This is a genomic window from Emticicia sp. MM (genome assembly GCF_001649495.1).
This window is the reverse complement of record NZ_LXHX01000093.1, coordinates 14,338-33,687: the sequence shown is the minus strand read 5'-3', so window position 1 is coordinate 33,687 and position 19,350 is coordinate 14,338. Positions and strand designations below refer to the sequence as shown.

Below are 19,350 nucleotides of genomic sequence, written 5' to 3'. Positions count from 1 at the left end.
ATTTCGGCATCTTCTGTCGAATTATAGGTTGTCTCAACGTCTTGGTAATCTACCTTCGATGGTTCTTTGCTTTTCTTACGATAATCGTTGATAAAGCTGTTTTTCAAAATTCTGAACAACCATGCTTTTGCATTAGTTCCTCGCTCAAATGAATTGATAAAACGGAATGCTTTCAGATATGTATCTTGCACCAAATCATTGGCATCATCTTCATCATTAGTTAGGCGAAAGGCAAAGTTATACATGGAGTCTATGTGTGGCATAAACTCTTTATCAAAAACGGCGTATTTTTCTTTCTCCGAATACCGAGCTTCTACTTCTACAATGTCTTCTTCTTCTTCCATAGACTTTTAATTATAGTCGGGCAAAATTACGATTTTTACACCAAGATTAAAACGATTTGTCAGAATACCAAGATTGATTTTTTAAGTTTCCTGAAAAACACTTTTCTAATCTCAATAAATGACTTTGATAATGCAGGAATTCTTTTCTGATGTATATACGACAAAGAAAAGAAAAATAGCTTCTGTGATAAAATGATATTTGTGCGAAACGACTGATTTTGAGGATAAAAGGGTAGTTTTGGTCAACGGTCAATAGTTCAAAGTTTTTTTATTCAATAGACTTCATTTTGTTTGTGTTGAGTATTTGACCGAAAACTGTGGCTTTTGCTCTATTTCCTATTATCACCACCTTCCATCATGCTCAAATAACTAAAATAGCGACTTTGAGCAATTCGTTCTTCCATGACAGCTTCTTTTACGGCACAATTTGGTTCGTCGAGGTGCATACAATTATGAAAACGGCATTCGCCCATTATCTCTAAAATTTCGGGAAAATAATGCCCAATTTCTTCTTTTTCCATATCGGCAAGCCCCAATTCCTTGATTCCAGGTGAATCAATGATGAATGTTTCGGGGGCAATTTCAAACATTTCGGCAAAAGTTGTGGTATGAACGCCTTTATTGGCAAATGTAGAAACCTCAGAAGTACGTAAATCTAAATCGGGAGCAATAGCATTGACCAAAGTAGATTTCCCCACGCCCGAATGCCCCGAAAGTAGCGAAACTTTTCCTTTCAGAATATCAGCAAACTCATCAACACCTGTGCCGTCAATAGCCGATGTAAAGATACATTTATAATTGAGACTTTCGTAGAGTTCGGTCAGCTCATGTTGATAAGAAACTTGTTCTTCGCTTAGTAAATCAAGCTTATTGAAAACCAGCACCGTAGGAATACGAAACGATTCGGCAGCTACCAAAAAACGGTCGATAAAACCGAGTGATGTACGAGGAAAATCGAGCGTAGCAATTAGCACTGCTTGGTCGAGATTGGTCGCCAATAAATGACCGTGAGCAGTTTTATGCACCGACTGACGAATGATGTAATTTTCACGAGGAAGAATATCACTGATGATGCCCGCATTGCGGTTTTCGTCTTCCATTTCGTAAACAACTTTATCGCCAACGGCAATAGGGTTAGTTACTTTGAAACCCTTGATTTTGAACTTCCCTTTTAGCCGACACTGCATAATAGTCCCTTCATTGGAACGAACATCGTACCAAGAACCCGTCGAACGCATCACTAATCCAATGTTTTGGCTCAAAATTTGATAGAGTTAAAATGTAAAAAACTATTCTTATCTTAAAATAGACTTAAAGGCGAATTTTTATTTAAAAATTATCCGTTAGATAATATTTATATGAATAATTATATTTTTTCTTTTTAAGAAAATAATTTGATATAATTATTCCTGTATTTTCCCTAATTTTGTTGTTGGGTAAGGTATCAAACGATAATATTTACCGTAAAATAAATTTTTAAGTAATTTTTAAGCGTTTGTTGCAACAAATATTAAGTTTTTTCCGTTATTTAGTTGTTCAAAAACACCAAAAAAAGACACACTTTAAACAAATACGACAATGAAGAAAGGAGTATTATTCGGATTAGCCGCTGTTGCTGTTGGAGTTGTAGTTTATTCTTTAAACAAAAAAGGAAAACTAACAATACCATTCAAGCCAGCCACAAAATAATTCAGTCACAATGAATTGTAGCCATAAAAGCCGCCAATTTGCCGACATTCTGAATTTTTAGCACCACACATTATTTCTGAGAGAAAAAAATGTCGGGTGCTTTTTTTTGCTACAAATGTTTCTGATACTCTGCCTTTAATTTTTCCTTTTCGATTGGTACTACACCCACATACTCACACACAAGTCCGCCTCCTAAGTTTGACATTTCGGCAATTGCTTTTGGCGAAAGTTTTAGAGCCAAACACATTGCCGCAATACTCACTACCGTGTCGCCAGCTCCCGAAACATCGGTAATACTACGTAAATGTGCTGCAATATGGTGCGTTTCGTTAGCAAAATCTATAAAAACACCATTTTCAGATAATGTCAAAAATAAACCGTTCACTCCCAAAGTCTGTTTGGCCGATGCCACCGCTGCTCTGATTTCGTCCAAATTTTTGGCATCAAAATCAATTTTTAAACCTTCTTTTAACTCTTTAAGGTTTGGCTTAAAAATATCAGTTCCTTGATAGTGCAAGAAATTTCGCTTCTTAGGGTCAACGATTGTTGGAATACCTTTTTCTTTAGCAAAACTTACAATTGCCTGAATACTTTCTGCATCTAAAGCACCTTTATCGTAATCTTCAAAGATAATCACATCACACGATTCAGCCAAAATTTTTGCTTTCTCTATGAGTTGCGAACGCTCATCGGCATTGATAAGACCGTCCATTTCTGAGTCAATCCTCACAACATGCTGCGAACCTGCCAAAACACGTTGCTTCACGGTCGTAATACGGTCGTTGCTTCTGATGATACCTTCAGTTGGTAAATCATTATCTGTCAATAATTTAACTAAATCATTTGCATCGGAATCATTTCCTACAACGGTGCATAAAATAGCCGTTCCGCCCAATGATTTGATATTCATTGCCACATTTCCTGCTCCACCCAGACGAATTTCTTTACGTTTCACATTTACAACAGGAATCGGAGCTTCGGGCGAAATACGCTCAACTTTTCCGAAAATATACGAATCTATCATCACATCGCCCACAATCAATACTCTGAGTTGGGCGAAGGCATCAAAAATTTGGTTTGCTTGCACGAGTTTAAAATATTTTTCATGGAAGACTTCGCTTAGAGCGAGTGTCGCCCAGCAAAGCCTCCTGTTTTCATTTGGGTACAAAACTACGGATTTTAGAATGATTTTTTTAAGAATTAATACATTTTGGCTCGGAGATTGCGTTATTTGCAAAGCGACTTGTATGATTATTCTTAAAAATAAAATAGATTTTATGCGTAAGGCTATCCTATTCTTACTATCCTCTTATTTATATTTCTCTCCATTTTCTGAAAACGGAAGACTTTTTGCTCAATCAATGGAGCAACTCGGTTCAGCACTTAATACCGAATTTAATGAACTAAATCCAGTGATTTCGCCCGATAACAAAACTTTATATTTTGTACGAGTGAGTCATCCATCGAATAATTACGGTGCAAAGGGAAGTCAAGATGTATGGTATTCTGAAAATAGAGATGGTTCTTGGACTATTGCCCGAAGAATGCCCAATAGCATCAATAAAGACCAATATAACGACCTTTTTAGTATTACTCCTGATGGAAATACGATTCTGATTTCGGGGGTTTATAATGGTGGTCGCCGTGAAAACGAAGCTGGACTTTCGACGTGTAAGAAAACAAAAACAGGTTGGAGTGAGCCACAAAAAGTAATTATTCCGAAATTTGATGATATGTGTAAAGGTCAATTTCTGACGGCTTGCTTATCAAATGATGGAAAAACACTGATTTTGGCTTTCAGCGAAAAGAAAAACAGCAAACAAGATGATTTGTATGTGAGCTTTCTGGGGAAAGATGGCAAATGGACAAAACCCGAAAGTCTCGGCGATAATATTAATACTGGAGATACCGAAACTACACCATTTTTGGCATCGGATAATTATACACTTTATTTTGCAACCGACCGCAAAGGTGGCTTAGGCGGAACTGATATTTGGGTGTCGAAACGATTAGATAGAAGTTGGAGAAAATGGTCAAAGCCAATCAACATGGGCGAGAAAGTAAACAGCGATGCCAACGAACTTTCATACACTATTTCGGCTTCGGGCGAATATGCGTATATGAGCACCAAGAAAAACTCTGTCGGTAAAGGTGATTTAGTGCGTTTCAAACTGCGTGAAGAAAAGAAAGTTGAGCCAACTGTAGCGGGCGTACAAACTTCAAACAGCAGAATCGAAGAACAAAGAAGTTTGACCGAAGGAAAAAGCCCTGTAAATACTGGCACAACTGACCCAACGCCAGTTGTAATGATTAGTGGCCGAGTTGTTGACCAAAAAACTGGTCGCCCGATTGAAGCAAAGATTGTTTATCAAGACTTAGCCGATGGCGAAGAACTCGGTGAAGCCTACACCAATCCAGCCACTGGCGAATATAAAATTGTATTGCCTTACGGAAAGAAATATTCTTACCACGCCATAGCCAAAGATTTTATTGCGATTGGCAAAAACATTGACCTTACGGAAGTAAAAGAGTTTAAGGAAATCAATGGCGATGATCTCAAATTGGTAGCCATCAAAGAAGGTGAAAAAGTGCCGCTCAACAATATTTTCTTTGAATATGCCAAAGCTACGCTACGTTCGGAGTCATTCCCTGAGTTAGACCGTATTGCTGAAACCTTGAAATCGAATGTAAATCTGACGATTGAGATTCAAGGTCACACCGATAATGTAGGCTCAAATGAAAGTAACTTAAAACTCTCGCAAGACCGTGCCGAATCGGTTCGTACGTATTTGTTATCGAAGAAACTTCCTGCTAATAGAGTTACGAGTGTTGGTTTTGGTGAAACCCGCCCAATAGCAAGCAATGACACCGAAGAAGGCAAAGCCCAGAACCGACGTGTAGAGTTTGTGATTGTGAAGAAATAATAAAGTTAGAACGCTGATCTGGCGAATTTTTATGATTATTTATGATAAAAAATCATACAATAACCATAAGAATCATAAAATCAGCGTTCTACTTTTTTATAATATCACCGTTCGATTTCCGAAAATAAATACTCGGTCATTGAAAACAAGTTTTAGAGCCTGCGTAAGCACCGATTTTTCTACTTCTTTTCCTTCTCGAGCCATATCGGTTGCAGCGTAGCTATGATCAACGTCTTTTACGTTTTGAGCGATAATTGGCCCTTCGTCAAGATTATTATTCACAAAATGAGCTGTTGCTCCAATGATTTTCACACCTCGCTCATAAGCCTGTCGATACGGATTTGCTCCAATGAAAGCTGGTAAAAATGAGTGGTGAATATTGACAATCTTATTTGGGTAGTGCGATACAAATTCAGGTGAGAGAATTCTCATGTATTTTGCCAAAACCAAATATTCTGGTTTGTAAATCTCCAACGTTCTTAAAATTGCTTCTTCGTGTTCTTCACGAGTTTTGTGTTCGTGCGTGATGTAATGAAACGGTATGCCGAATTTACTCACAAAAGGTTGAAGCGTATTATAATTACTCACAACGGCCAAAATATTGGCATCGAGTTCGTCAAAATTGTAGCGTATCAATAAATCCGAAAGGCAGTGATGCTCTTTAGTAGCTAAAACCACTACATCTTTTTTCTTTTTAGGGCTTATCCGTAAATTAATTTCGGGCGTAGCAATCGTTTCCTGCAAATCTTTCAAAACCTTTTGTGGGTCGAGTTTTTCGGGCGACTCAAACTCGGTTCGCATAAAAAACTGACTTTCAACCTTATCGGTGGCAGGACTTACATATTCATCTTGCGAAATAATATTACACTCGTTGCGATACAATACACTTGTTACATGAAAAATCAAACCTTTGGCATCGGGGCCATCCATCAAAAGAATATGTTTTGCCATTATTTAGCACGCTTTAAAAGATTTTGGATTGAGTATTTGTGCCACTTTGTAATCGTTAATAAACATGTGCTATACAAATTTCCACCACAAAATCACATTAATCAAAGTTTAAGATTGCGAATTACGGATTTTAAAATAAATTTACGAACTACTTCAAGCAAAGAATTGTGAAAATATTCAGAATATACCTTTTATTCGCACTTTTATCAACGTTTTATGGTTCTTTTGCTCAAAATAATATTGAAGTCATTAAGTTTACGGACTTAGAGCAACTGATAAAAAAAGATAATGCAATTAGTGTGATAAATTTTTGGGCATCTTGGTGTAAGCCTTGTGTGAGCGAAATGCCCGTTTTTGAGGCTTTAGCCGATAACTTTCGTCCGAACAACGTTTCTGTGATTTTCATTAGTCTTGATTTCAAACGAGACTTAGCAACAGTAGAAACATTTGTGACCGAACATCAGATAAAATCGAAAGTATATTTGATTGACGAACCCGATTATAACAGCTGGATTGATAAAGTAAGTCCGCAATGGTCGGGGGCGATTCCTGCCACCCTGATAAGCAACGGCACTCGGCAGGAGTTTTACGAACAATCTTTTGACTATCAGAGCCTTAGCGATAAAATTCGGCACTTTTTTTGAAATACTTTTGTTTTATTAACGTTAGTGATCAACACACATTTTTTTAATATTTAAGCAAATGAAAAAGCAGTTTTTAATCTTCGGAGTAGTGTTTTTGAGCAGCATTTTCGGGGCAACGCAAATGGCTATGGCTACGCCATTGACAGATTTGTCAGAAATTACGGCACCAGCACCCACTGGCTACGCTTTAGGCGATGCTGTATCGGATTTTAAACTCAAAAATATTGATGGAAAGATGATGTCGTTGGCTGATTTCAAATCAGCAAAGGGTTTTATCATTGTTTTTTCCTCAAACCACTGCCCATTCTCGAAGTCTTACGAAGACCGAGTGATTGCTCTTGACCGTAAATATGCTTCGCAGGGTTTTCCAGTGATTACAATTAATCCTAACGACCCCGACGCTTATGAAGAAGATTCATTTGCTAATATGCAAGTACGTGCTAAAGAAAAAGGCTATCCATTTCCGTATTTGACCGATGACACGCAGGTAGTTTCTAAGGCATTTGGTGCGATGCGTACACCGCAAGCGTATGTTTTAAAGAAAGAAGGTGGAAAGATAATCGTGAGTTATATTGGAGCCATCGACGATAACGCCCAAGACCCTTCGGGTGTAACAAAACGTTACGTTGAAGATGCAGTAAATAACCTTTTAGTAGGAAAACCTGTGGTAACGACAAGCACAAAAGCCGTTGGTTGTGCCATTAAATGGAAAAGCTAAGATGACAGATTACAAATCTGTACTACAAAATATAGTTGCCATCTGCGAAAACAGGTGGCTTTTTCTTTTTTTATTGACGAACTTTGTAGAATGATAGCATAAACCTATTCTATCATTCACTCAATCAAACATTCACTCATTAACGTATGAGCAACAAACTTCCCCCTATATTTCCTCCGCAACGAATGGAGAAACTCATGGCATTTGACAGACTGCTGACCATCATGGACGAACTCCGTGAACAATGTCCGTGGGATAAAAAGCAAACAATGGACACGCTTCGCCATTTGACGATTGAAGAAACTTACGAACTTTCAGACGCTATTTTGGAGAAAGATTTACCAGAAATCAAGAAAGAATTGGGTGATATAATGCTTCATTTGGTATTTTACTCAAAAATTGCTTCCGAAACTGGCGATTTTGATGTGGCCGACGTGCTTCATGGCATTTGCGATAAATTGGTTTCTCGTCACCCACATATTTATGGCGATGTGAAAGTAGAAAACGAAGAAGATGTAAAACGAAACTGGGAACAATTGAAGCTAAAAGAAGGGAATAAATCGGTTTTGAGTGGCGTGCCAGGTTCTTTACCAGCTTTGGTAAAATCAATGCGTATTCAAGAAAAGGCTCGTGGTGTGGGTTTCGACTGGGAAGAAAAAAGCCAAGTTTGGGCAAAAGTCGAGGAAGAAATGGGTGAATTTAAAGAGATGTTTGATGTAGAAACCGATCAAGCTATTGACAAAGAAAAAGCCGAAGGTGAATTTGGTGATTTGCTTTTCTCGTTGGTCAATTACGCTCGTTTCATAGACATTAACCCCGAAACGGCCCTCGAACGCACCAACAAGAAGTTTATCAAGCGTTTTCAGTATTTGGAAGAAAAAGCCAAAGAAGCCAACAAAAATCTGAAAGATATGACCCTTGCCGAAATGGATATTTTTTGGGAAGAAGCGAAGAAACTGTAGTTAGTCAACAGTTTTATTTTAACCTGCCGTTGTCTGAGTCCTCACAGACAATATTACTTACATTCATGAAATTTTATGCCCAGAATACTCGCTATTGACTACGGTGCTAAACGAACAGGTTTGGCCGTAACTGACCCATCAAAAATTATCGCTTCGGCACTCGAAACCGTTCCGACCGATAAATTGTTGGAATATTTAAAGAAATACACCCAAACCGAAGTCGTTGAGGCTTTTGTTGTAGGAATGCCGAAAAATTTGGATGGCACAGCCACCGACGGAACGGCCTACGTAGAGCGATTTGTGATAGAGTTAAAAAATATTTTCCCCGAAACACCCATACATCTGCACGATGAACGTTTTACTTCAAAAATGGCCATGCAAACCATGATTGCAGGCGGAATGAAGAAAAAAGACCGACAAATAAAGGGAAATATCGACAAAATCAGTGCGGTGATTATTTTACAGAGTTTTATGGGAAATTAAGTATTCAGACAAAAGAAATGAGACAAAAGATGCCCATACAGGTAAAACTTTGTCTCACTATGGACTATCGACCGTGGACTATTAAAACATGTTTCAACAATTATTTAAAAAAGTGAATAAAGTTGTGGATAAAAATCCGACTTTGCCCACAATAAACAAACCCGATGCAATAACAGCCAAGAAGATGGGAGAAATTTTACTCAAACATCTTCCTGCAACTACGGTCATGTATTGCTTTGAATTGTGGAAAGAACAACCCTTTTCGTTTAAGATTTCACGCACCCGAAGCAGTTGTTTTGGAAATTATATTTTTCGTGACGGTCAGCACAAAATTACTATCAATCACGACTTAAATCAGTATGCTTTTTTGGTAACATACATTCACGAAATTGCACATCAACGAGCTTGGCTCAATAAAGGCAGAAAACGAATAGAACCCCACGGGAAAGAATGGAAAAGAAGTTTTCAAGATTTAATGCAGCCTTTGCTCAGCGAAGAGCATTTGCCCAAAAACCTACTTTTACCGTTAAGTGCTTATATGCAAAATCCAGCGGCTTCTTCGATAAGCTATGCACCTCTGGCCGAGGCTTTGAGAAGTTTTGATGCTGGCGAACAAGTTGGCGTTTCTCTATCAGAATTGACTGATAATCAATGGTTTGAGTTTCGTGGGACTGTTTTCCAGAAAATCGAGAAACGCCGAACGAGAGTATTGTGTTTGGAGAAACAATCGAAACGCCGATATACAATTTTGGCATCAGCACTTGTCAATCCATTGTGAGTTTTCAATGAACAAAATGTTAAAAAATATAAAAATACAGCCATTTTCCCCGCCCCTCGACTTCGCTCGGGGAACGGGAAAAATGATTATGCTATTTTTGAGCATCACCTATTCACTACTCTTTTCTGTTTTTTCTTACGCCCAATCATCAGTTTTAGCCACTGGTGAATGGTATAAAATTGCCACAACTCGCACAGGTTTGCATAAAATTAATGCTACATTTCTGAAAGATGCAGGCATTGATGTTACTAAGCTAAATCCTCAAAACATCAGAATTTTTGGAAACGGTGGCGGAGTTTTACCGCAAGCAAACAACGCTCTTCGGGCAAAAGATTTAACCGAAAACTTCATTGAAATCGTGGGCGAAAACGATGGGAAATTCGATGCCACTGATTATATAATTTTTTATACAGAAAGTCCACACCGAGTACTATATAACACTAATAATCAACAGTTTACTCACCAAAACAATCCGTATTCAGACACCACTTTTGTTTTTCTAAATATCTCCGATACTAAAGGTTTACGCATTAAAAATCAAACTTTGGTGAGTTCAACCAACAACATCAAAAGTTTTGATGATTTTACTTTCCACGAAATCGACCAAAAGAATGTCGTGAGTTTGGGCGGGCGAGATTTGGGCGGTTCGGGGCGTGAATGGTACGGTGAATCGTTTGGCGTAAGTCCAGATATAAGTTTTGATTTAAAGACCGAAGGAATCATTCCAAACTCAAGTATTAAACTCACTTCCGCCATTTTGGGGGCATCATTCACTGCAACAAAAGTCAGCCTAAAACTCAATGCCGACTCTCTCATCGGTGAGCAAAGCCTCCGAGCCATCGGCACAGGTACTTATGACATCAAGGGCAACGAAAGTATTCAGACTTTTACAGCTATTTCCAACGGAAAAAGTACGCAAAAACTTACTTTTAGTTTCAATAAAAATAACCAAAATTCGTCGGTAGCATATTTAAATTATTTTGAGGTACAAACCCAACGAAAATTACAATTTTATGAGCAGCAAACGCTCGTTCGTTCGATTGAAAGTCTCGGAAATAAAACTTCTAACTTCCTCATTAGTCAAGCCGGCAATACACACAAAATTTGGGATGTAACGAATCCTCTTTTACCCGAAAACATTCCTTTCCGAATAAACAATTCAGAAGCCAATTTTAGTACAGAAACTCAGAGCAAACTCAAAACTTTTGTACTATTTTCAACTAATAATCTACTCGAACCAAACTCTATTCAGAAAGTAAACAATCAGAATCTCCAACAAACACAAACACCTGATTTACTGATACTTACTATCAAAAACTGGCATGAGCAAGCTGAGCGTTTGGCAGCATTTCGCCGAACAAATGATGGTTTAACAGTTACTGTTGTTGACATTAACGAAGTTTATAATGAGTTTTCATCTGGCAGCCCAGACCCTACCGCTATCAGAGATTTTGGGCGTTTTTTATGGCAAAAAAATCCAACAAAATTAAAGTACGTTCTACTATTTGCCGATGCCAGTTTTGATTATAAAAATATTATACAATACGCTTCAATTGATACAAAATTACAAATTCCAACTTATGAAAGTCGAGAATCTTTGAACCCTGTAAACAGCTACGCATCAGACGATTATTTTGGATTTTTTGAAGATAACGAAGGCGAGTGGCAGGAAAACAATGCAGGAAATCATTCCATGGAAATCGGCGTTGGTCGTTTGCCCGTGAAGAGTATAGAAGAAGCAAAAAATGTGGTTGATAAGCTCATTTATTATGCCCGAACACAACGAACAGCAGGCAGTTGGCGACGGAAAATTAGCTTTGTGGCTGATGATGGTGATTTTAATATTCACCAACAAGATGCTGATGATATTTCGGAAGTAACCTTAAAGACGACCAAAGACCTAATTATCAATAAAATATATTTAGATGCTTTCCCGCAAATTGCTACGGCCAACGGAGCAATTTCGCCCGAAGTGAACAAAGCTTTGAATAAAAGCGTCAATGAAGGGGCGTTGATAATTAATTATAGTGGACACGGTGGCACTGATGGCTGGACAGAAGAGAAGGTACTGACACGTGACCAAATTCAGTCTTGGCGAAATTTAAATAATATGCCATTGTTTCTCACAGCCACTTGTTCGTTTGGGCGTTTTGATGACCCTGGTAACGTTTCGGGTGCTGAAATGGCAATGTTGAGTCCAAGAGGAGCAGCTATTGGCTTACTCACTACTACTCGACCAGTTTATTCAAACACCAATTTTTTATTAAATAATGCTTTCTATCAGGCATTTGCACAAAAAAACACCAATCCAAATCTGCGACTGGGAGATATTTTCAGAATCACCAAGAATAACTCTTTGAGTGGTGTTTTCAATCGAAATTTTTCTCTCTTAGGCGATCCTTCCATGCAGCTTGCTTATCCAACGGATAAAGTTGTTTTGAGCAAAATCAATGGTAATACTCCTGAAAAGCAAATCATCAAGGCTCTATCGAAAGTAAGTTTAGAGGGGGAAATCATTAATTCGGCCGATGGTTTAAGGAAAAACAACTTTAATGGAAAAATTCTCGTCTCTGTTTTTGATAAGCCTTCTGAGGTAACTACTCTTGGACAAAAAACTGAGAAATTTCGCTATAAAACTTACCGAATTCAGATTTTTGAAGGCTTGGTTGAAGTGAAAAATGGAGCATTTAAAGTAAACTTCGTAGTTCCTAAAGACATTAATTACCAGGTCGGTGCTGGGCGGGTAAATTTTTATGCAATTTCGGCTGATAGCACACTTGATGCTTCGGGAAGTTATAATGAATTGATGATTGGCAGCAGCGAAACGAATATTTTGGGCGATATGAAAGCTCCCGAAATAGAGCTTTCAATAGATAAAAATAACATTCTCGAAGCCAAAATTTCGGATGAAAATGGGATTAATATTTCGCAAGCGGGTGTAGGTCATGAGATGATTCTTGTGTTAAATGATACATTGCAAATCATTGCAAATCAATACTTTACGAATAAGGATGACTATACTAAAGGAGTAATAAAATATAACTTTGGAAAATTACCAGCGGGGCAATATACCGTTAGATTAAAAGTTTGGGACACCTATAATAATTCAGCCGAAGAAGCGTTAAAGTTTGTAGTAGGAGATGAACAATTAAAGATTTTAAGGGCGTACAACTATCCAAATCCTGTTGAAAGCAGTACCAGTTTCTATATCGAACATAATGCTGAAAATCAAGATTTAACATTCACATTAACCATTTTTGATGGTACTGGAAAGCAAGTTTTTGAGCAAACTGAGACTTGTTATCTATGTGATAAATCTCTGAACCTTGGCATGAAAATTGAACCTAAAAACTGGAAAACTGGCATATATTTCTACCGTATTTCTGTTGATTCTGTCTCCGAAAAAAGCACCTCATCATTTTCTGGCAAAATGGTTTTTTGGAAGTAATCAAGAAAATAAGTTATATTTGAACTTGTAAAACTAAAGACTAAAATATATTCTGAACCGATAAGTACCCTTCGTGTAGGGTAGAATATTAAAAAATCTCACATGAAACGCAAATTAGTAGCCGCTTTGGCAAGTGTAGCTTTAATAAATTCTTTGACCAGTCAGGCACAAGAAAAAAGACCCCTAAATCCATCTGTTCCGTTTCTAACAATCTCTCCAGATTCAAGAGCAGCAGCAATGGGTGACGCAGGTGTAGCTTCTTCGCCAGATGCCAACTCAATCTTTTGGAATACTGCGAAATTAACATTTATCGATAAAAGTATTGGTGCTACGGTTTCTTACACACCTTGGTTACGTGATTTGGTTGACGATATGGGTTTAATCAATGCGGGTATGTTTAAGAAAATTGATAAAAACTCGGCATTTGGAGTTTCAATGACCTACTTTAATCAAGGAGAGATTCAGTTTACAACCGCAACAGGACAACCAAACGGAACTTTCCAATCGAGAGACATGAATATAACGGCTGGATATTCTCGTAAGATTGGCAGGGATTTCTCGACTGGTATCAATATTAAGTATATTCACTCAAATTTGATTGGAGCCCAAGTTGTAAATGGAATTTCGAGTAAACCAGCCAATAACGTAGCAGGTGATTTATCGTTTTTCTACACAAACGAAAAACCAAGTGCAAAAAACAAAGACCGTGGTACAAGATATTCTGCAGGTGCAGTTATTTCAAACATCGGTGGTAAAATTAATTATGGCCGAGGTACTTTTTATATTCCTACAAACCTGAAAGTCGGTGGTGCTATCAACTTTAAAATTGATGCTCACAACCAATTCAACTTCTTACTTGATGCTAATAAATTATTAATTCCAACCCCTCCGCTTTGGAATAATGGTGTTATCGTAAAAGGTAAAGACCCTGAAACAACGGGTGTAATTGCGGGTATTTTTGGTTCGTTTTCTGATGCACCAGATGGTTTCCAAGAAGAAATAAGAGAGGTTACTTTATCAACTGGTGTCGAGTATTGGTACAATAACTTTTTTGCTCTTCGTGGTGGTTATTTTATGGAAAGTAATGCGAAAGGCGGCCGCAAGTACGTAACAACTGGTTTAGGATTTAAAATTAACAATTATAACCTTGATTTGGCTTATTTAGTACCAACATCACAAGGTAGCCCACTTTCTAATACTTGGAGAATTACCTTAATTTTTGATTTAGATGCTAAGAAAGTAAGTAATCCAACGGAAGTTCCGACTGAGAATCAGTAATTACTGGTTTATCAATCAAAAAGCTCAATGAATAAATTTCATTGAGCTTTTTTTATTGGGGGGAGTCAAAACCTATAAAGTTTCTCTTAAACCTTATTTATTCTTTTATTGCAATTTCTTTAGGTGATTTCTTACAAATTCTACCCAGTCTGTTTCAGCATCTGTAATTTTCACATCAGGTGTAATACCTACATTATCAATCGGTTTTTGTGGTAAACGATGGCTTTTTGCCAACGAAAAGGCCACTCTCCAACCATAACACGGCAATCCCCAATCACGTACTTCAATATAATCGGCCAATCCTTTTGTATTTTCACCAAAAACTATCGTTTTTGGACTTTGTTTCGCTTCAAAAATAAATTGCTCGGCAGTACTTGCAGTATTTTTATTGACCAATAGAGCAACTTTTTTAGTCATAATTGAAGGGTTTGATACTGAAAACTCTTTATCTGGACCTGTAACAAATTTTCCTTTATTAGCTTCCATTTTTTGCAAAACTGTCTGCAATTTGGGAGCAAGGCGTTCCTTATAAATCGGAAAATCTTCGATAGCTTCTAATTCGTGTTTAATCGAAATAATATTTTCGTCAGTCGCTCTAAAAACTCCACCTTTTCTCACGATTGGAGCAGTACCTATGTACGGAAAAAGAGGCGTAAAAGCAGCATCATCGCCACCTGGATTATTACGAATATCAATAATTAAATTAGCAGAAGTCTTTAAAATTTCTTCATTTTTCTGCACTAACTCTTGGACAAATTCTGGTGCATTTGGTAAAGTAAAAGGGGGTAGAACAATAAGAGCAGTTTCTGCATCTAATTTTTCAATACGATAGTCGGCTATTTTGTGAAGTAGGTCATCGTTATTTACTTCTTCTTTCGGAATTGGAAATAGCTTATTGAATTTATAGATATTTTCAATCACCAAGAAATTTTTCACTTCACGAGTAAAATTTTTTTCACTCGAAAAATCAGCGTAATAGTACGTTGTGATATATTTCTGAGGAGCAATTTGAAGCATTTCAAACTTTGCTTTTCCTGCTTTCCAAGCGGCATTTCTGTCGTTTAGAAGAAAACCGACAAATAACTTTGGATTATTTTTATCTTTTACGACCCCCAATTTATAAGCTTTATCATCACTTTCCCAGATACCCTCAACCGATTGTAGTTTATCGTTATTCTGTTTCAAATATTCTGTAAAACTGACCTCATTAAATGAAAGTTGAGTAACCTTTGCAGCTCGGGCGGCAACTACTCCTGGGGCATCGTCTATGCTATAAGGAGTAATTGGGGTAACAAAAAGGTGTCCGTCTTTGAAGAAATCGAACCATTTCTTAATATGAAAATAGCATTCTTTTTCATCTGTAATACCCTGAGCCTTAGTTTTAATTTCTTGAGTCAGTTTATCAAACTCTGTCTGGTTTTTGGCGGTAATTTTATCGTCCCAACCTGCGTAATTATCTTTGATTTTCTGATAGGCAAAATCAAAATTTTGCGAGCATTTACACTCTTGTTGAGAAAAGCCTAACTGACTAATCATCAAGCTGATAGCTAAAAAATATGTTTTCATTTCTGGGTTTGCGATTTCCCGAAAAACCTCCAAATTTCATGCCTAAGCCTTTATTTTATTGCAAAAAAAATAAACGAGCCATATCTTTTATGCAGATATGGCTCGTTTAAGCACTTTTTTCAAAAATTATTGATAGGCTACGGCCGTTTGTTTTTGTGTTCCGAGGTTATCAATACCCAACTCAACAATATCGCCCGCTACTAAATATCTCTGTGGTTTTAAGCCAAGACCCACACCTGCTGGCGTTCCAGTAGAAATCACATCGCCTGGAAGAAGCGTCATAAATTGGCTTAGATAGCTTAAAATAGTTGGAATATCAAAAATCATATCATCCGTGTTTGAGTCTTGAAGCATTTCGCCATTGAGCGAAAGCCACAAACGCAAATCGTGCGGATTCGGGATTTCGTCTGTAGTTGCCATGAAAGGCCCAAGCGGAGCAAATGTATCGCAACTTTTACCTTTTACCCACTGTCCGCCACGCTCCAACTGAAACTCACGTTCACTATAATCATTGTGCAAGCAGTAGCCTGCTATATAATTCATGGCGTCTTCTTTTTCTACATAGCTTGCCTTTTTACCTATTACAAAAGCCAACTCCACTTCCCAGTCGGTTTTTACTGAGTTTTTAGGAATAATCACATCATCATTTGGCCCACAAAGAGCGGTTGTGGCTTTGAAAAACACCACTGGCTCAGTTGGCACAGCCATGCCAGACTCAGCAGCGTGCTTGGCATAATTAAGACCAATACAAATAATTTTTGATGGGCGTGCGATACAAGAAGCCAATCGTACATCATCGCCCACAACTGGGCAACTATCGGCGTTTGATTCAAGCCAAGTGTTTAGTCTCGAAATGCCTTCAGACATAAAGAAATTTTCGTTGTAGTCTTCGCCAAAAGCCGATACATCAATTTTTTTACCGTCGGAGAGAATCACTCCTGTTTTTTCGTCGGTTGGTTCGCCAAAGCGGAATAGTTTCATGTATAATTTTGAATGATTTATTGATAGAATGAGTGAATATGTATGTCATGCTAATTCTCTGACCATCAGCAATATATCATCGAGATATTCTCTTGAATTGCTTAGTCTTGGTACTTTATTTTGTCCGCCCAATTTTCCTCGTTTCGACATCCACTGGTAAAAAGTACCATTTTCTACAAAATGTACTTTTGGCAATAGTAAAGCCATATCTTTATAGCGTTTGGCATCGTAATCGGAGTTCACCTTTCGGAGTGAATTATCGAGCGTTTCGATGAAAAGTGCTTCGTTTTCTGGTTTTTTAGAACATTCAATTATCCATTCGTGGCAACCTTTACTACCATCGCCCATGTAAACTGGCCCCGCTGTATAATCTGCTATTGTTGCACTGGCAGCGACACAAGCTTCGGTGATGGCCATATCTGCATTTTCTATAACAACTTCTTCGCCAAAAGCATTGATAAAGTGTTTAGTTCGGCCACTAACTTTGATTCTATATGGGTTGATTGATGTGAACTTTACAGTATCACCGATTTTATATCGCCAAAGCCCTGCGTTTGTCGAGATTACGAGGGCGTAGTTTTTATCCAATTCTACTTCTTCAAGGGTTAATGTTTTAGGTTGTTCTTTATCCCATTCTTCCATCGGAATAAATTCGTAGAACACACCGTAATCAAGCATGAGTAGCATTTCTCCTACCCTACTGAGTTCGTCTTGAATCGCAAAAAAGCCTTCTGAGGCGTTGTATGTTTCGAGATAAGTAACTTGGTCAGATGGAAAAAGTTTTGTTCGGAAAAGGTCTCTGTAAGGCTGGAAAGCTACTGCTCCGTGTACGAAGACCTCAAAGTTTGGCCAAATTTCGAGTATATTCTTTTTGCCCGTTCGTTCGAGAATGTTTTCGAGCAAAACGACCGTCCAGGTCGGTACGCCCAAAATACTAGTTACATTTTCTTGGGTGCAAATTTGAATCATTTGCTCCATTTTTTCCTCCCAATTATCAAGCAAAGCTATTTCACTTGGAGGCGTGCGAATAAAGTCAGCCCAAGCAGGAAGATTTTTTGTGATTACTGCCGAAATATCCCCTGCTTGCGTAGTAGCATTGAATGGGTTTGGGTGGAGCGTTCCGCCAATCGACAAGCCTTTTCCTTCGTATAATTTTGCTTCTGGACGATTATTGAGATAAAGCGTCATCATGTCTTTACCACCTCGGTAATGACAGTCTTCGAGCGACTCTTCTGAAACAGGAATAAATTTGCTGCGTGAGTTTGTTGTACCAGAAGATTTTGAAAACCACTTAATTTCTGACGCCCAAAGTATGTTTTGTTCGCCTTTCAGCACACGTTCGATATACGGGTACAGTTCTTCATAGGTCGAGATTGGCACTCTCTCCTGAAAATCTTTGATGGTATCTATGCTGCTATAATCGTATTTTAAACCCCACTCTGTATATCGAGCATTTTCGATAAGGTCGTGGAAAATACGATGCTGGGTGTCAATCGGGTTTCGCAAAAATTGCTCAATGCGGTCGATTCTACGTTTAAGAAAAAAACTAAGTATGTCGTTAAGCATGCTCATTTGGTGGATTGAAAACACCAAACTCTTTTAAACCACAAGTTAGGATTTGTAGTTTAATAGTTTGTGACTCCAAAATTCTTTGGAAAATTAGGCTTTTTTTCTGAATCTCACAAACCTTTCGCTCTATCTGGGTAGTCGGTTATGAGTCCATCACACCCATTAGCTTTTACTTTTTCCATGTCTTCTCGCTTATTTACCGTCCACGGAATCACTTTTATGCCCAATTCGTGTAATTCTTTTACTCGTTTTTCAGTAGCTTGTGCAAAATATGGACTCCAGATTTGCGGTTTAAAGCCCAATTTTTCCAAATTAAATTTCACATCATTATTATCGAATGGTTCAATTAAAGCCGATAATGTTATTGGTTTGTATTTTTTTTTCTCGATTTGTTTATGCCAAAATTTCAAAACGTTATAATCGAAACTTTGTAAAGTTACTCTTTCGGGCGGAAGTTGTTTGATAATAACTTTATAAACCAATTCCGAAAACTCTTCAACTTTTGGTTGCGAAATATCGTACTCTTTTTCTTCGCTTTTGATTTCAATATTATACTTTAAAGGCTTTACTCCTTTAGCTTTTGCGTATTTTTCGCTTTCACGAATCATATCTTCGAGCAATGGTTTATAAACCGCTACTTTCTGTTGTTCGGGATAATCTTTATTCCCTCTCAGCCCAACATCATATTTTTTAATTTCGTCATAAGTAAGCTGATATAAATTACCTTGATTTTCCTTTGTGATAAATTTGCCACTCGGGTCAGTCGTGCAATTTGGATTGAAAAAAGGGTCGTGCGAAACAACCACTTTCTTATCTTTTGAAATTACCACATCTAACTCTAAGGTGTGTACGCCTAAATCAATGGCTTTCTTGAAAGCAGGAATTGTATTTTCGGGCATTAGCCCTCTACTACCTCGATGACCTTGTATCTCAAATTCCATAGTTTGAGCAAAAGTTAAGATTGGAAAAATCAAAAATAGTAAAGTTTTCATGTTTTTGCTTATTATAATCTAAG

16 protein-coding genes are annotated in these 19,350 nt (G+C 37.7%); 8 read left to right on the top strand and 8 right to left on the bottom strand.

From position 1 onward, the window contains the following. The 3 genes from A6M55_RS11260 to A6M55_RS11250 form a co-directional block, all read right to left on the bottom strand. Window positions 1-344: sigma-70 family RNA polymerase sigma factor (locus tag A6M55_RS11260; RefSeq protein WP_156511039.1), on the bottom strand; the 344-nt coding region annotated here is incomplete at its 3' end. A 329-nt stretch (window positions 345-673) separates the two neighbouring features. After that, window positions 674-1,582 (bottom strand): ribosome small subunit-dependent GTPase A, encoded by a 909-nt coding sequence (gene rsgA / locus A6M55_RS11255; RefSeq protein ID WP_064197682.1) that lies wholly within the window; start codon window positions 1,580-1,582, stop codon window positions 674-676. 560 nt (window positions 1,583-2,142) lie between these two features. Further along, on the bottom strand, window positions 2,143-3,120 hold the full coding sequence (locus A6M55_RS11250; RefSeq protein WP_064197688.1) for a bifunctional heptose 7-phosphate kinase/heptose 1-phosphate adenyltransferase: 978 nt from the start codon (window positions 3,118-3,120) through the stop codon (window positions 2,143-2,145). Between the two features lie 160 nt (window positions 3,121-3,280). On the opposite strand from A6M55_RS11250, the gene A6M55_RS11245 reads away from it, so the two are divergent. After that, entirely contained in the window at window positions 3,281-4,957 is a 1,677-nt protein-coding gene (locus A6M55_RS11245; RefSeq protein ID WP_229235517.1) for an OmpA family protein, read from the top strand. Window positions 4,958-5,053: 96 nt separating this feature from the next. Here the strand turns inward: A6M55_RS11245 and purU are convergent, their stop codons facing one another. Continuing rightward, window positions 5,054-5,908 (bottom strand): formyltetrahydrofolate deformylase, encoded by an 855-nt coding sequence (gene purU, locus A6M55_RS11240; RefSeq protein WP_082892994.1) that lies wholly within the window; start codon window positions 5,906-5,908, stop codon window positions 5,054-5,056. 167 nt (window positions 5,909-6,075) lie between these two features. Between purU and A6M55_RS11235 the strand changes: the two genes are divergently transcribed. From A6M55_RS11235 to porV, 7 genes are all read left to right on the top strand, one after another. Then, window positions 6,076-6,552: a TlpA disulfide reductase family protein gene (locus tag A6M55_RS11235; protein ID WP_197491698.1), complete on the top strand. Its 477-nt coding sequence runs from the start codon at window positions 6,076-6,078 to the stop codon at window positions 6,550-6,552. 58 nt (window positions 6,553-6,610) lie between these two features. Further along, entirely contained in the window at window positions 6,611-7,270 is a 660-nt protein-coding gene (locus A6M55_RS11230) for a thioredoxin family protein (RefSeq protein ID WP_064197681.1), read from the top strand. A gap of 146 nt (window positions 7,271-7,416) precedes the next feature. Beyond that, window positions 7,417-8,232 carry a nucleoside triphosphate pyrophosphohydrolase gene (mazG, locus tag A6M55_RS11225; RefSeq protein ID WP_064197680.1) on the top strand — a complete coding sequence of 272 codons (816 nt, stop codon included), beginning with the start codon at window positions 7,417-7,419 and terminating at the stop codon, window positions 8,230-8,232. A 75-nt stretch (window positions 8,233-8,307) separates the two neighbouring features. Beyond that, on the top strand, window positions 8,308-8,715 hold the full coding sequence (gene ruvX, locus A6M55_RS11220) for a Holliday junction resolvase RuvX (protein WP_064197679.1): 408 nt from the start codon (window positions 8,308-8,310) through the stop codon (window positions 8,713-8,715). Between the two features lie 88 nt (window positions 8,716-8,803). Next, complete coding sequence (locus A6M55_RS11215) at window positions 8,804-9,493, top strand: SprT-like domain-containing protein (RefSeq protein WP_082892992.1); 690 nt, start codon at window positions 8,804-8,806, stop codon at window positions 9,491-9,493. A gap of 82 nt (window positions 9,494-9,575) precedes the next feature. Continuing rightward, window positions 9,576-12,941, top strand: a complete 3,366-nt coding sequence (porU, locus tag A6M55_RS11210) for a type IX secretion system sortase PorU (RefSeq protein WP_064197683.1) — start codon at window positions 9,576-9,578, stop codon at window positions 12,939-12,941. A gap of 102 nt (window positions 12,942-13,043) precedes the next feature. After that, window positions 13,044-14,219: a type IX secretion system outer membrane channel protein PorV gene (porV, locus tag A6M55_RS11205; protein WP_064197678.1), complete on the top strand. Its 1,176-nt coding sequence runs from the start codon at window positions 13,044-13,046 to the stop codon at window positions 14,217-14,219. 105 nt (window positions 14,220-14,324) lie between these two features. Here the strand turns inward: porV and A6M55_RS11200 are convergent, their stop codons facing one another. The 4 genes from A6M55_RS11200 to A6M55_RS11185 all read right to left on the bottom strand — a co-directional run bounded on the left by A6M55_RS11200 (window position 14,325) and on the right by A6M55_RS11185 (window position 19,327). After that, window positions 14,325-15,785 (bottom strand): S41 family peptidase, encoded by a 1,461-nt coding sequence (locus A6M55_RS11200; protein ID WP_156511038.1) that lies wholly within the window; start codon window positions 15,783-15,785, stop codon window positions 14,325-14,327. A 126-nt stretch (window positions 15,786-15,911) separates the two neighbouring features. Continuing rightward, entirely contained in the window at window positions 15,912-16,766 is an 855-nt protein-coding gene (locus A6M55_RS11195) for a fumarylacetoacetate hydrolase family protein (RefSeq protein ID WP_064197676.1), read from the bottom strand. 45 nt (window positions 16,767-16,811) lie between these two features. After that, window positions 16,812-18,338, bottom strand: a complete 1,527-nt coding sequence (locus A6M55_RS11190; protein WP_064197675.1) for a GH3 auxin-responsive promoter family protein — start codon at window positions 18,336-18,338, stop codon at window positions 16,812-16,814. A 107-nt stretch (window positions 18,339-18,445) separates the two neighbouring features. Beyond that, the gene (locus A6M55_RS11185) at window positions 18,446-19,327 is read right to left on the bottom strand and encodes a glycerophosphodiester phosphodiesterase (protein WP_064197674.1); all 882 of its coding nucleotides are present in this window, start codon (window positions 19,325-19,327) and stop codon (window positions 18,446-18,448) included. Window positions 19,328-19,350: the final 23 nt, after the last annotated feature.